The sequence below is a fragment of the Sutcliffiella tianshenii genome (assembly GCF_016908565.1).
GTDB classification, from domain to species: domain Bacteria; phylum Bacillota; class Bacilli; order Bacillales; family Bacillaceae_I; genus Sutcliffiella_A; species Sutcliffiella_A tianshenii.
Map to the genome: position 1 here is coordinate 1 of NZ_JAFBED010000017.1, position 13,516 is coordinate 13,516.

The following is a 13,516-nucleotide window of genomic DNA, read 5'->3' on the forward strand; positions in this document are numbered from 1 at the left end:
GGTAGTTGGGGGCTGTCCCCCTGTGAGAGTAGGACGTTGCCAGGCAAGTTTAGAGGAGAGATCAGCGCTTTGGGTGCTGGTCTTTTTTTGTGTTGATTTGGGTTGGTTTGTTTGGATGGGGTGTTGTGTTGGTTTTTGACTTTGTATTTTTTGTTGAGGGGGGCGGTGCTTATTAGTGCCAGGCCCCTCTTTTTTTGTTTGGGGGAGAAAGAGGTTGGGTGGTGGATGGAGGGGCCAGGCCCCGCCGTCTGTGGTGTGAGGGGGACAATGCCCTTTTTAAAAAACAGCCCATTCTTTTTATTTCAAGACAAACACAGACTAGTAGGCGCTACATACACTAATTGTAAGAGTTTGGTAGGCTGTGATATTCGTAATTTTGTATAGAGTCGAAGCTTTTGGATAGACTAGTGGATGGAGGTGGAGAAAGAGATATGGAGTCCATTCATTCATCAGTTGGGGAAATGTGTATTGTGTGTGAAGAGAAGAAAGATAGAGGGATCCATCTTTATACGGAGTTTATCTGTACGGACTGTGAAAAGGATATGCTTCAGACGGATACAGAAGATCCGAAGTATAGGTTTTATCTGAAACAGCTCAAAAAGATTACGATTCCGAAAATTTATTCCTGAGTAGAAAAGTCCTGATCGCGGGGCTTTTATTTTTGTTTATGGGGAAATGGGGATAGGCTTTTAGATGGCAAGGGTAGGAGAAGGCACGGCTATCGGCTATAATGGGTAATAATAATGAAGGAAAAAGAGTGAAGGTTATGAAGAAGATGGATCAACAGAAAACACCGATTTATTCTCGATTGAAGGCTCATTGGGAGACAGACCCTGTTTCGGGTCATGTGCCTGGACATAAGTATGGAAGGGTATTGCCAGAGAAGGGCCAAGCTTTTTTTCGGGATATTTTAAAGATAGATGCTACGGAAATTTCCGGTTTGGACGATTTGCATAGTCCGGAAGAAATGATAAAGGAAGGCCAGGAGTTGGTATCCGATCTTTATGGCTCGGATGCTTCCTTTTTCCTTGTGAATGGTTCGACTGTCGGGAATCTTGCCATGATATTGTCAGTTTGTTCTAGGGGAGACAGGGTGCTGGTGCAGCGTAATTGTCATAAATCCGTATTGAATGGGTTGGAGCTTGCGGGAGCGGAGCCGGTATTTTTATCATGTGGATATGATCCAATGATGGAAGTCTCGACCTCCGTCGAACTAGATGAATTGGACGAAGCATTGAAAACCATAGAGGATGTACAGGCGGTCATTTTGACCAATCCGAATTATTATGGCCTTTCAATTGATCTGAAGGCGATCATCGAAAGGGTTCATGAGGCAGGAATCCCAGTTTTGGTTGATGAAGCACATGGCGCCCATTTTGTGCTAGGATCGCCATTCCCTGTCTCGGCATTGGAGCTTGGAGCGGATGTTGTGGTCCATTCTGCACATAAGACATTGCCTGCCATGACGATGGGTTCTTTTTTACATATCAAGGGGAGCCTCGTGAGCCGTGAGAGGATCGCATACTATTTAAGGATGCTTCAATCAAGCAGTCCTTCCTATCCGATAATGGCATCGTTGGATCTGGCAAGAAGCTATATCGCTGCTTTAAGTAAAGAGGAGATAGATGCCATTGCAAAAGAGACTGCAAAGATCAGAAGAGAACTGGACATGCTGGATGGCATAAGAGTGGTAGTCCCTGAGAATAAAAGTATAGCAGTGGACCCATTGAAGGTCGTGATAAGGTCGACGAGTGGCCGGAGCGGCTTCGAATTGCAGCGGGATTTGGAAAGAGAAGGCGTGTTTTCTGAGCTTGCAGATGCTTGGAATGTATTAATTGTTTTGCCATTAGCGGTTATGGACGCAAAACATGATATGATAGAGAGAATAGAACGAGCTTTGCAAGAGAACGCCGGTGGTACAACTGACAGGAGATACACCAGACAAGGGGGTGTTCCCCTTTTCCCGAAGAAAATCAGTCAGCTTGCGATCCAACTTGATCAGCAACAAGAGCTTCCCAGTATGGAGTGCAAACTGGAGGACGCGATCGGAAGGGTTGCGGCAGAATCTGTTGTTCCCTACCCACCAGGGATCCCTGTACTTTTGAAGGGGGAAAGGGTGACGGAGGAAGTTGTGGAGTACCTAGGCGAGCTTACGAGGCTCGGCGCAAGATTTCAGGGAAATGAGAGAATGAAAAGTAATTATATTTCTATATATAAGGAAGTAAAGGAGTAACAGGCTAGTGAGTGGATTATTTATTACGTTTGAAGGACCAGAAGGCGCAGGGAAGACATCGATTATCCAGAAGTTGGCGAGAGAGATGGCCGAGGAGGGATTTCCTGTTCTTTTAACACGCGAGCCTGGGGGCATCAAGATTGCCGAGCAGATCAGGGGTGTCATTCTGGATTGTGATAATACGGAAATGGATGCGAGGACAGAGGCTCTTCTTTACGCAGCTGCAAGACGACAACATCTGGTGGAAAGGGTGCTGCCCGCCATGAAGGAAAATAAAATCGTTTTATGCGACCGCTTTATAGACAGTTCATTGGCATATCAGGGGCATGCACGCGGAATTGGCGTCGAGGAAGTGTTAAGCATCAACGAGTTTGCGACAGAAAAGCAGATGCCTTCCCTGACAATTTACTTCGATATCGAGCCTGAAGAAGGACTTAAGAGAATTGCAGCGAATAATAAACGAGAAATAAACCGTTTGGATCAGGAAGAAATGGATTTTCACCATCGTGTAAAAGAGGGCTATGATCAAGTGATTAAAAAGTATCGGGAACGTTTTCTGATGATTGATGCGTCGAAGGACTTTGATTCTGTGTATGCGCAGGTGAAAGGTGAACTTACTGGATATTTGAAGAAACAGGGATATTGAGAATTTCCAATAATGAAGTAATGAAGATACGTCATATTAATGGTAAAATAAAGGAGGTAACAAAAAGATGAAAATGATAATGGCTGTTGTACAGGATAAAGATAGCAATAAGCTCATGAATGCACTTGTGGAAAATAATTTTCGCGCGACCAAGCTTGCCAGTACAGGAGGGTTCCTGAAATCCGGTAATACCACATTCATGATTGGTACGGAGGACGTTCGCGTTCAGAAAGCGATGGATATCATCAAAGAGAATTGCCAGCATCGTCAACAGCTGGTTGCCCCGGTTTCTCCGATGGGAGGAAATGCAGATTCCTATGTTCCTTATCCTGTTGAGGTGGAAGTCGGTGGGGCCACGGTCTTTGTGTTACCGGTAGAGCAATTTCACCAGTTTTAGTTTTTTTGGCGGCTTGATCTGGGCTGTTTTTTATAAGAAATCTTTTCAGGCATTCTATGTGAAAGGGACGTTTTCATTTGAAAATTTCGTCTGAGCTTCGAACGAATTTGGATAAAGGCAGAATGGATGTAAAAGGGGACGCAGCTTCCCGGTCGGGTTTCGGGGAAATCATGCAAAAGCATTCCTCCAAGCTGCAATCGGAACAGCTGAATATCCTCATGAGAGATATAGATATTGTCGGAAATAGATTGGGTAACTCCAGGACATTTCAGGATCTTGCAAAATATAAGACACTCGTCAAGCGGTTCATGGAAGAAGCGGTGGGGTTCGGGATGGAGCTTCATCAGTCCCATCACTGGACCAATGAAGGGCAATCCAGACATCTGCAGATTGTGAAACAGGTGGATGAGGCGTTGATCAGCCTGACCGAGGATGTAATGGATCAAGAAAAAACAAGAATAAATATTTTGGGCAGTATCGGAGAAATCAAGGGCCTGCTCATCAATTTATATATGTAAGTAAGTGAGTGATAAATGTGATAAAAAGTTGGTCAGACTTGGACTACCAACCTACCGTTGCAAGAATCGTAACCAATAGCCTGCAAAGGAACCGGATTGCCCATGCTTATTTGCTTGACGGGATGAAGGGTACAGGTAAAAAAGACGTCAGCTATCTTTTTGCAAAAAGCCTGTTATGCAAGGACCGTAATGGGGTGGACCCATGTCAGGGATGTTCAAATTGTAAGCGGATAGATTCACGGAATCATCCGGATGTGCATGTGCTTGAGCCGGATGGGAACTCGATCAAAAAGCAGCAGATACAGTTTCTGCAGGAAGAGTTTACGAAAACAGGTTTGGAGTCTAAAAGAAAAATATACATTATTGAGCATGCAGATAAGATGACGACCAATGCAGCGAATAGTCTGTTGAAATTTTTAGAGGAGCCAAACCAGGAAACCTTCGCATTTTTGCTGACGGAAAATGTCCATCAAATGCTGAACACCATCATTTCACGCTGCCAGCCCTTGTCATTTCGGGCATTAACCTCCACCAGGATGGTAGATAAGCTTGTGGAAGAGGGTTTTTCCCTACCATTGGCAAGGACTGCTTCCCATTTGACGAACAGTTTAGAGGAAGCGGTAGAATTATGTCGAGATGATTGGTTTGCGCTTGCTAGAAATTTAGTGATAAAATTGTATGAAGCGTTATTCACGAGACAGCAGCAGGCGTTGTTGTTCATTCAAGAAAAGTGGATGCCTCATTTTCAAGATAGAAAGCAATTGGAGATAGGTTTAGATTTAATGCTATTTATTTATAAAGATATGTTATATGCTCAAGTGGACAAAAGGGAAGAGTTCGTATTTGCGGATGAGAAGGAGCAGATTGAAAAGTTTGCACTCCAGACGACCCAGCAACGTGTGACTGAGCATTTATCCTATATTTTACAAAGTAAGTCTCGGCTAGCATCGAATGTAAATCCGCACCTTCTCATGGAAAGATTAGCTTTAAACTTGCAGGAGGGATATTAGTTTGTATGAAGTTGTAGGAGTACGATTCAAAAAAGCAGGGAAAATATATTATTTTGACCCAAATGGGCTTGATATAACTGATAATGAATATGTCATTGTCGAAACAGTACGCGGTGTGGAATTCGGTAAAGCGGTTATCGGTAAGAAAAAAGTGGATGAAAATGATGTTGTCCTTCCATTGAAAAAGGTGCTGCGCATTGCGGATCAAAAGGATCGTCTCATAGTGGACGAAAACAAAAAAGCTGCCCAGGAAGCGTTCGATGTATGCTTCACGAAGGTGACCGATCATGGATTGGATATGAAGCTGGTCGATGTGGAATACACGTTCGACCGCAATAAGATCATCTTCTATTTTACAGCAGATGGCCGAGTGGATTTCCGCGAGCTGGTAAAAGATCTGGCTTCCATCTTCCGGACACGGATCGAGCTGCGTCAGATCGGGGTACGTGATGAGGCCAAGCTTCTTGGCGGAATCGGGCCATGTGGACGCATGCTATGCTGTTCTACCTTCCTGGGGGACTTTGAACCTGTGTCCATCAAAATGGCAAAGGATCAAAACTTGTCTTTAAACCCTTCCAAGATCTCAGGTCTATGCGGACGCCTCATGTGCTGTCTGAAATATGAAAATGACGAATATGAGTCTGCAAAAGAGCAATTGCCTGATTTGGACGAGGTGATCCAAACTCCAAGCGGTTCTGGCCGTGTAGTAGGGTTAAATATCCTGGAACGCGTGTTGCAAGTGGAGTTGGCAGGAAAAGAACGAGTGGTAGAATACACGCTGGATGAACTACTACAAGAGGGAGCCGTTTCATCACAAGCCACAGATTAAGAGGTGGAGAATTTGGACAAGAAAGAGATTTTTGATTCTGTAAGCAATATGGAAGAACAGATCGGACATTTATATAAACAGCTCGGAGAATTGAAAGAACACCTTGCCCTTATTATCGAAGAAAACAACAGTGTCCTCGTCGAGAACGGCCATTTGCGGAACCGTCTGGAACAAATGTCAAATGAGTCCGTTACGCAGAAGAAGACAAAAAAGAAACAGAACGAGCATAAGGAGCAGAACAAGCAGAACGATGTGGGAGAAGGATATGATAACCTTGCACGGTTGTATCAAGAGGGGTTTCATATCTGCAATCTCCATTTTGGGAGTCCCCGAAAAGAAGGCGATTGCCTGTTTTGCCTGTCCTTCCTTAATAAAAAGTAAAGTCGCCTCCTACAATGCGTGGCGACTTTTTTCTATTTAAAAAGAAGTCTAGGTTATAATAAAGGTTAAGATAGGAAAGAAAGGGTTATGGAGAAATGGTACAGCTTGTAGAAGATGAGCGTTTAGATTACTTATTGGCAGAGAATTTACGAATTATACAGAGTCCTTCGGTGTTTTCCTTTTCCTTGGATGCAGTCCTTCTGGCGCGATTTGCATATGTGCCTATTCAAAAGGGCGCAATCCTTGACCTTTGCACAGGAAACGGAATCATCCCATTATTATTGAGCACAAGGACCAAGGGAACCATTACGGGAGTGGAAATCCAAGAACGGCTTGCAAACATGGCACAAAGGAGCTTTGCCTATAACAAGCTGGAAGACCGGTTAAAAGTGCTGCATCAGGACATCAAAAATATCCCGGCAATTCTTGGGCATGGGAAGTTTGATGTAGTGACGTGCAACCCGCCATATTTTCTTGTACCGGAAAAGGAAGAGAAGATCAATGCGAATATCCATTATGCGATTGCCCGTCATGAAATCCATTGTACGCTGGAGGATGTAGTTAGGGTGAGCAGTCAAATGGTCAAACAAGGGGGCAAGGTTGCTTTTGTCCACCGTCCGGGAAGGTTTTTGGATATTGTGACGTTAATGAGGAAGTACCGCCTGGAGCCAAAGCGCATCCAGTTTGTACATTCGAGGGTCGATAAACCCGCCAATACGCTGTTAATCGAAGGAATAAAGGATGGCAACCCTGATATGAAAATACTTCCGCCGCTGATTGTATATGACGAAAAAGGGGAGTACTCCCCGGAGGTGCGATATATGCTCTATGGCGAAAATGAATAAAGCATGGAACCGGCGAAAAAATGGCAAAAAAGAAAAGTAACTAAATGAGGGATGGAAAGATGGATATTTGGCAACAGAACAGTTTTTCAGATAAATATCAGGAAGGGCGGCTTTATCTTGTGCCGACCCCGATCGGGAATTTGGAGGATATCACCTTTCGCTCCCTTAGGATGTTGAAGGAAGTTGACTTCATAGCAGCAGAGGATACAAGGCAAACGAAGAAGCTGTGCAATTATTTTGAGATAGCCACCCCGCTGATCAGCTATCACGAGCATAATAAGCAGCAGAGCGGCAAGAAAATCATCGAACTCTTGAAAGAAGGCAAGGATGTGGCGCTTGTCAGTGATGCAGGGATGCCCTCCATCTCAGATCCTGGATATGAAATTGTGGTCGAGGCGTTGGAAGAACGCTTGTATGTCGTTCCGATGCCAGGGGCAAATGCTGCGCTGACCGCGCTGATCGCATCCGGACTGGTAGCTCAGCCGTTCTACTTTTACGGCTTTCTCGACAGGCATAAAAAGGAGAAGAAAAAGGAGCTGGAAAAACTTCTGCGTTTGCAGGATACCATTATCCTTTACGAATCTCCACACCGTCTGAAGGATACACTATCAGCAATGCTTGAGGTCCTAGGGGACAGGAAGATTGTTGTAAGCAGGGAACTGACGAAGAAGTTTGAGGAGTTCACCCGTGGAAGGATTTCCGAAGTGATCGCATTGCTGGGTGACCAGGCTGTAAAAGGGGAATGCTGCCTGATTCTCGAGGGCAATGCAGAAGAAATCACAGATGAAGGGGAAGCATGGTGGCTATCCTTCTCCCTACAGGAACACGTGGAACATTATATGAAGGAAGGCAACCAATCATCCAAGGACGCGATCAAACAAGTCGCAAAAGATAGGGACCTCCCAAAACGGGAAGTTTATCAGGCGTTTCATGTGGAAGAGTAACAAAAAAAAGAGGTCGCAGTCGCGACCTCTTTTTTTATTTTGCTGTTAAGCTGTTTTGGATCTCTTCGATGATTTTTTCTGCACCTTCACGGCTCAAGATGATTTTGCCATCTGCAAGTGTAAGGTTGTTATCAGAAACTTCGCCAGTAACTTGGCAAGTCATGTTTGGCTTGTATTTCTTTAAGATGATTTTTTCGTCATCCACATAGATTTCTAAAGCATCTTTCTCAGCAATTCCTAATGTTCTGCGAAGCTCGATAGGAATAACCACGCGGCCTAGCTCGTCAACTTTACGTACAATACCAGTAGATTTCATAAGAAAAATACCCCTCTCAAATAGAAAAATTGTAATATTATAAGAATCTAATTATCTATCATTTTCGTCATTATTCGACAAATCTAATGTAATTTCATCATAACAATATTTACAAAATACGTCAACAGATTTAATTGAAAAAAATTGTATTTCTATAAAAATATGTATTTGAAAAGCGGGTTTAAAGCGCTATATATAGGGATTTCGGGATTAAAGATTACATTTTGTTTACAGATTATTACTTTATAAATATTTGAATGATAATAATATTATATACATCATTCGACAAATTTCAACTTTTTCCTCAAGCGAAATTTCGACAAAGTTCACTATTGTTTTGGAGGGGATCCGGGGAAACGCATTGCACTAATTTTTTTGCTCAATCCTTAACAATACCGGCCTAAACCATGTATAATAGTAATAAAAATTAGGTTAAGATGTACATAAATGAATAAGTAGAAGTCGCTCAATGCTCTCGTCCCATGGGCGAGGGCTTTCTGCTTTATATGTTTCGATTAAAGGGAGGTAATTTTGGTGGTAGAAAATAAAAAAACATTCTATATTACAACGCCTATCTATTATCCAAGTGGTAATTTACATATCGGCCATGCCTATACAACGGTTGCTGGGGATGCAATGGCGAGATACAAGCGTCTGAAGGGCTATGATGTGATGTATCTGACCGGTACGGATGAGCATGGACAAAAAATCCAAAGAAAAGCGGAAGAAAAAGGGATTACGTGCCAAGCATACGTGGATGAAATCGTATCCGGCATCAAAGATCTCTGGAAAAAGCTCGACATATCCTATGATGATTTTATCCGCACAACGGAAACCAGACACAAGGATGTCGTAGAGAAGATTTTCAAACAGCTGTTGGATCAAGGGGATATTTATCTGGATGAATATGAAGGTTGGTATTCTGTTCCTGATGAAACCTACTATCGTGAACACCAGCTTGTCGATCCTGTCATGGAAAACGGAAAGGTTGTCGGCGGAAAAAGTCCCGACAGCGGGCACCCCGTAGAATTGGTAAGAGAACAGTCCTACTTCTTCAGGATGGGTAAATATGTTGATCGACTTCTTCAGTATTATGAAGAGAATCCAGGGTTTATCCAGCCGGAATCCCGCAAGAATGAGATGATCAACAACTTTATCAAACCAGGATTAGAGGATCTTGCGGTATCGCGTACTTCCTTTGATTGGGGAGTAAAAGTGCCAGGAGATCCGAAGCATGTCATCTATGTATGGATTGATGCGTTGTCCAACTATATCACGGCACTCGGCTATGGAACGGAAAACGATGAGAAATACCTGAAATACTGGCCGGCGGATGTCCATCTTGTAGGAAAGGAAATCGTGCGTTTCCATACCATCTATTGGCCGATCATGCTGATGGCCCTTGACTTGCCGCTTCCAAAGAAAGTTTTCGCCCATGGCTGGCTTTTAATGAAGGATGGTAAAATGTCCAAATCCAAAGGGAATGTGGTGGATCCTGTCACATTGATTGATCGCTATGGATTGGATGAACTGCGTTATTACCTATTAAGGGAAGTGCCATTCGGTTCTGATGGTGTATTCACTCCGGAAGGCTTCGTGGAGCGGATAAACTTCGATCTTGCAAATGACCTGGGGAACCTGTTGAACCGTACAGTTGCGATGATTGATAAGTACTTTAATGGGGAAATCCCTGTATATAAAGGAAATGTCACTGAGTTTGATCAGTCGTTGAGTGCCCTGGCGCAGGAAACGGTTGTCCAGTATGAGGAAGCAATGGAGAACATGGAATTTTCCGTTGCATTGTCAACAATTTGGCAGCTAGTGAGTAGAACGAATAAATATATTGATGAAACAGCGCCTTGGGTATTGGCAAAGTCTGAAGAGACGAACGCGCAGCTCGCTTCCGTAATGGGACATCTAGCAGAGTCCCTGCGCTATGTCGGAATCCTTCTTAAGCCGTTCCTGACTAAAACCCCAGGCAAAATATTTGATCAGTTAGGCATAAACGAGTCCTTGACGAGCTGGGAGAGCCTGCAAAGTTTTGGCAGCATCCCGGAAGGAACACGAACGAAAAAAGCAGATCCGATCTTCCCGCGTCTTGATGTGAAGGAAGAAGTGGAATATATCAAAACAATGATGCAGCCTGCACTTGCAACGGAAGAAAAACCGGAAGCGAAACAACCGGAAGAAGTACCTGCTGTAGATGAAATCACTTTCGATGATTTCATGAAAATCGATTTGCGTGTGGCGCAGGTCACCCATTGTGAACCAGTGAAAAAAGCGGATAAACTCCTCAAGCTTCAACTGGATTTAGGCTATGAAAAGAGGCAGGTCGTTTCAGGAATCGCGAAATTCTATACACCTGAGGAACTGGTTGGAAAACGCGTGATTTGTGTGACGAACTTGAAGCCTGTGAAACTTCGCGGGGAACTATCCGAAGGAATGATCCTTGCCGGAGAGAAAGACGGGATCCTATCCTTGGCTTCGGTGGATGAAAAGTTGCCTCTCGGAGCAAAAGTGAAATAACTAATTCCTATCAGGGAATAATAAAATTTAAAAGTAAGAGATGTTTCACGTGTAACAACGGGTTGCATCTCTTATTTTCTTATCAAGAATAATATTGATTAATAATATTTCAAAAAAGTTATTTTCTGAAGCTTGTTCTCGTTTAAAATGTTTCCCGTTCCTTTCCGCTGCAGGCACTTGCTTTCCGCGGGGAGAGATGGGAGCCTCCTCGGCTTTGCCTGTGGGGTCTCCCATTCCCTCTATTTTCCCGCAGGAGTCAAGTGCCTTCCGCTACAATCCACTCAGGACATAAAATATTTTAAAAATAATAAAGTTACTCTAAAGACTATTGTAGTAAAAATATCTTGTTAAAGAATTTTTTTAGAAAGTGATTTTGTTTTAACAAAGAGTTGAATTTATACCGTTTCTAGCTTTTGATTGGAGCGCAAGTCGTAGACTCCTGCGGGAGAAGCGGAGTATGGGAGACCCCGCAGGCGTAGCCGAGGAGGCTCCCTACCCGCCCGCGGAAAGCGAAGACTGGCGCGGAAATCAAAAGCGGTGCATACCATACCAATTATAAAACAGGAGTGTTATAGATGTTGTTTGATACACATGTTCACTTGAATGCAGATCAGTATGAGGAAGACCTTCAGGAGGTAATCGAGCGGGCGCGGAATGAAGAAGTGATGAATATGGTGGTGGTCGGCTTTGACCGGAAAACGATCCAAAAAGCGATGGAACTGGTAGAAGAGTATGACTTTATCTACGCTGCTGTCGGCTGGCATCCTGTAGACGCAATCGATATGACAGAAGAGGACCTTCTTTGGATAGAGGAGCTAGCCTCCCATGAAAAAGTGGTGGCCATCGGTGAGATGGGCTTGGATTATCATTGGGACAAATCCCCGAAGGACATTCAGAAAGAAGTGTTCCGGAAACAGATTCAATTGGCCAAGAGGGTGAAGCTTCCCATCGTGATCCATAATCGTGATGCTACATCGGATGTCGTGCAAATCCTGAAAGAAGAGGATGCGCAGGAAGTAGGGGGCATCATGCATTGCTTTACCGGAAGTCTGGAAGTGGCAAAGGAATGCATGGAGATGAATTTCTATATATCCTTTGGTGGACCGGTCACATTCAAGAATGCGAAAAAGCCGAAGGAGGTAGTGAAGGAGATTCCTTTGGATATGCTTTTGATAGAAACGGACTGTCCATACTTGACACCGCATCCCTACCGCGGAAAGAGAAATGAACCTGGCTATGTCCGTTTTGTGGCGGAGGAGATAGCAGCCTTGAGAGGAATGAGCGTGGAAGAGGTAGCAGAAAAAACAACAGCAAATGCAAAAAAACTATTCGGCATAAACTGACAAGAAAGCCTGACATATTTAGGGGATACTTGTCCAAAAGCCTCAAAAAATAAATGGGTTCTACCATACTTCTTCTCTTCATAGGATAATCGTGTCGATATATTTCACTTCCCTTTTGTTGAAATATTCTGCATAATAGACATTACGGTCAAGCAAGTGGCAAGGGTTGACAAGATACATACATGTCTATATAATTCCATCCGAGGAGAAGGAGGCGTTTTTTTACATGTTACAAAGCATGAAAAAACTGTTTTCTGGTTCGATGAGCAAGACCAGACTAGCTATTATCATTACTAGTTTCATAGTCTTTTCATCCATACTTGGCTTTGGTGTCTTCCATGGCACAAAGGCTGCTGTAAAAGTGAATGTTGACGGAGAAGAAGTGTCATTACGCACTCACGCTAAAACCGTAGCGGATATACTGAAAGAACTGAATATCACAGTTCGCGCGGAGGATCATCTGCATCCTTCAGAGAATACAAAAGTAACCGATTCGATGCAAATAGTATGGAATCCAGCCAAAGAAGTAGAGCTCGTCATCGATGATGATAAGCAAAAGGTTTGGACGACAGCCAAAACAGTCAAGGAATTACTTAATCAAAAAGAAATAAAGCTAGCAGAGCATGATAAATTGAATGTGAGTCTGAATGACTCCATCAAAGATGAGTTAGTCATAGAAATAGAGAAGGCATTCCAGGTAACCCTGAATGTCGCTGGAGAAGAGCAACAGGTATGGTCTACTTCGACTACGGTCGCTGACTTTTTAGAACAGCAAGAAATTACATTGAATGATCTTGACCGAGTGGAGCCAAGCTTAGAAGAATTGGTAGCAAACAATTCTGTAGTTAACGTTACTAGAGTTGAAAAAGTCACCGATGTAGTGGAAGAGACTATCGATTACGGTGTTGTCACAAAAAATGATGGCAACCTCGATAAAGGGAAAGAAAAAGTTGTTCAAGAAGGACAACACGGTACCGTTGCAAAGCATTATGAAGTGGTTTTTGAGAATGGAAAAGAAGTGTCTCGTGAATTGGTCAAGGAAGAGACGTTAAAAGAGACGATGGATAAAATCGTGGCAGTCGGAACGAAAGCTGCTCCAAAGCCGGAACAAGTTGTTTCCCGTAGTACGGAAAGCAGCTCGAAGGAATTCTATGTGTCCTCCACAGCCTATACTGCGTTTTGCAATGGTTGTAGTGGAGTCACAAGCACAGGGATCGATTTGCGCGCAAATCCGGGTGTGAAGGTGATTGCCGTGGATCCTAGCGTGATCCCGCTGGGTACAAAGGTCTATGTAGAAGGATACGGCTATGCGATTGCCGGAGATACTGGCGGTGCCATCAAAGGAAATAAAATCGATGTGTTTTTCGCTGACAAAGAATCTGCGTATCGCTGGGGAAGAAAAAGAGTTAAAATCAAAATCCTCGATTAATATGATTTATTTATTTTTGGTAAATAACGGAGCAGGGGTGAACAGCCTCTGCTTTTTTCTGTTATTCTGTTAGAATGGAAAGAGTGAAATGGCTTATTG

General features: G+C 43.5%; 14 protein-coding genes. 13 read left to right on the top strand and 1 reads right to left on the bottom strand.

Annotation, left to right across the window (positions count from 1 at the left end):
* Positions 1 to 431: 431 nt before the first annotated feature.
* The 10 genes from JOC95_RS20270 (at position 432) to rsmI (ending at position 7,803) form a co-directional block, all read left to right on the top strand.
* Positions 432 to 629 carry a sigma factor G inhibitor Gin gene (locus tag JOC95_RS20270; protein ID WP_204419978.1) on the top strand — a complete coding sequence of 66 codons (198 nt, stop codon included), beginning with the start codon at positions 432 to 434 and terminating at the stop codon, positions 627 to 629.
* A gap of 137 nt (positions 630 to 766) precedes the next feature.
* Positions 767 to 2,233: an aminotransferase class I/II-fold pyridoxal phosphate-dependent enzyme gene (locus tag JOC95_RS20275; RefSeq protein WP_239583049.1), complete on the top strand. Its 1,467-nt coding sequence runs from the start codon at positions 767 to 769 to the stop codon at positions 2,231 to 2,233.
* Between the two features lie 7 nt (positions 2,234 to 2,240).
* The gene (gene tmk, locus JOC95_RS20280; protein WP_204419840.1) at positions 2,241 to 2,879 is read left to right on the top strand and encodes a dTMP kinase; all 639 of its coding nucleotides are present in this window, start codon (positions 2,241 to 2,243) and stop codon (positions 2,877 to 2,879) included.
* Between the two features lie 67 nt (positions 2,880 to 2,946).
* Positions 2,947 to 3,276: a cyclic-di-AMP receptor gene (locus tag JOC95_RS20285; protein WP_204419842.1), complete on the top strand. Its 330-nt coding sequence runs from the start codon at positions 2,947 to 2,949 to the stop codon at positions 3,274 to 3,276.
* Positions 3,277 to 3,353: 77 nt separating this feature from the next.
* Entirely contained in the window at positions 3,354 to 3,794 is a 441-nt protein-coding gene (locus tag JOC95_RS20290; protein ID WP_204419844.1) for a YaaR family protein, read from the top strand.
* Positions 3,795 to 3,811: 17 nt separating this feature from the next.
* Entirely contained in the window at positions 3,812 to 4,804 is a 993-nt protein-coding gene (holB, locus tag JOC95_RS20295) for a DNA polymerase III subunit delta' (protein WP_204419846.1), read from the top strand.
* A 1-nt stretch (position 4,805) separates the two neighbouring features.
* Positions 4,806 to 5,633, top strand: a complete 828-nt coding sequence (locus JOC95_RS20300) for a PSP1 domain-containing protein (RefSeq protein ID WP_204419848.1) — start codon at positions 4,806 to 4,808, stop codon at positions 5,631 to 5,633.
* Between the two features lie 12 nt (positions 5,634 to 5,645).
* Positions 5,646 to 6,014: a DNA replication initiation control protein YabA gene (yabA, locus tag JOC95_RS20305; RefSeq protein ID WP_204419850.1), complete on the top strand. Its 369-nt coding sequence runs from the start codon at positions 5,646 to 5,648 to the stop codon at positions 6,012 to 6,014.
* Between the two features lie 95 nt (positions 6,015 to 6,109).
* Positions 6,110 to 6,859: a tRNA1(Val) (adenine(37)-N6)-methyltransferase gene (locus JOC95_RS20310; RefSeq protein ID WP_204419853.1), complete on the top strand. Its 750-nt coding sequence runs from the start codon at positions 6,110 to 6,112 to the stop codon at positions 6,857 to 6,859.
* A gap of 65 nt (positions 6,860 to 6,924) precedes the next feature.
* Entirely contained in the window at positions 6,925 to 7,803 is an 879-nt protein-coding gene (rsmI, locus tag JOC95_RS20315; RefSeq protein WP_204419982.1) for a 16S rRNA (cytidine(1402)-2'-O)-methyltransferase, read from the top strand.
* Positions 7,804 to 7,837: 34 nt separating this feature from the next.
* Here rsmI and JOC95_RS20320 read toward each other — a convergent pair whose 3' ends face one another.
* The gene (locus tag JOC95_RS20320; protein WP_204419855.1) at positions 7,838 to 8,119 is read right to left on the bottom strand and encodes an AbrB/MazE/SpoVT family DNA-binding domain-containing protein; all 282 of its coding nucleotides are present in this window, start codon (positions 8,117 to 8,119) and stop codon (positions 7,838 to 7,840) included.
* A gap of 534 nt (positions 8,120 to 8,653) precedes the next feature.
* Between JOC95_RS20320 and metG the strand changes: the two genes are divergently transcribed.
* The 3 genes from metG to JOC95_RS20335 all read left to right on the top strand — a co-directional run bounded on the left by metG (position 8,654) and on the right by JOC95_RS20335 (position 13,417).
* Entirely contained in the window at positions 8,654 to 10,645 is a 1,992-nt protein-coding gene (gene metG / locus JOC95_RS20325) for a methionine--tRNA ligase (protein ID WP_204419858.1), read from the top strand.
* A 575-nt stretch (positions 10,646 to 11,220) separates the two neighbouring features.
* The gene (locus JOC95_RS20330) at positions 11,221 to 11,988 is read left to right on the top strand and encodes a TatD family hydrolase (protein ID WP_204419860.1); all 768 of its coding nucleotides are present in this window, start codon (positions 11,221 to 11,223) and stop codon (positions 11,986 to 11,988) included.
* A gap of 226 nt (positions 11,989 to 12,214) precedes the next feature.
* Entirely contained in the window at positions 12,215 to 13,417 is a 1,203-nt protein-coding gene (locus tag JOC95_RS20335) for a G5 and 3D domain-containing protein (protein WP_204419869.1), read from the top strand.
* Positions 13,418 to 13,516 lie beyond the last annotated feature (99 nt).

Excerpts from the sequence above, each read along its gene's own strand:
- JOC95_RS20270 (WP_204419978.1), top strand. The coding sequence starts at position 432 with ATGGAGTCCATTCATTCATCAGTTGGGGAAATGTGTATTGTGTGTGAA.
- JOC95_RS20275 (WP_239583049.1), top strand. The coding sequence starts at position 767 with ATGAAGAAGATGGATCAACAGAAAACACCGATTTATTCTCGATTGAAG.
- JOC95_RS20285 (WP_204419842.1), top strand. The coding sequence starts at position 2,947 with ATGAAAATGATAATGGCTGTTGTACAGGATAAAGATAGCAATAAGCTC.
- JOC95_RS20310 (WP_204419853.1), top strand. The coding sequence starts at position 6,110 with ATGGTACAGCTTGTAGAAGATGAGCGTTTAGATTACTTATTGGCAGAG.
- JOC95_RS20320 (WP_204419855.1), bottom strand. The coding sequence starts at position 8,119 with ATGAAATCTACTGGTATTGTACGTAAAGTTGACGAGCTAGGCCGCGTG.
- JOC95_RS20330 (WP_204419860.1), top strand. The coding sequence starts at position 11,221 with ATGTTGTTTGATACACATGTTCACTTGAATGCAGATCAGTATGAGGAA.
- JOC95_RS20335 (WP_204419869.1), top strand. The coding sequence starts at position 12,215 with ATGTTACAAAGCATGAAAAAACTGTTTTCTGGTTCGATGAGCAAGACC.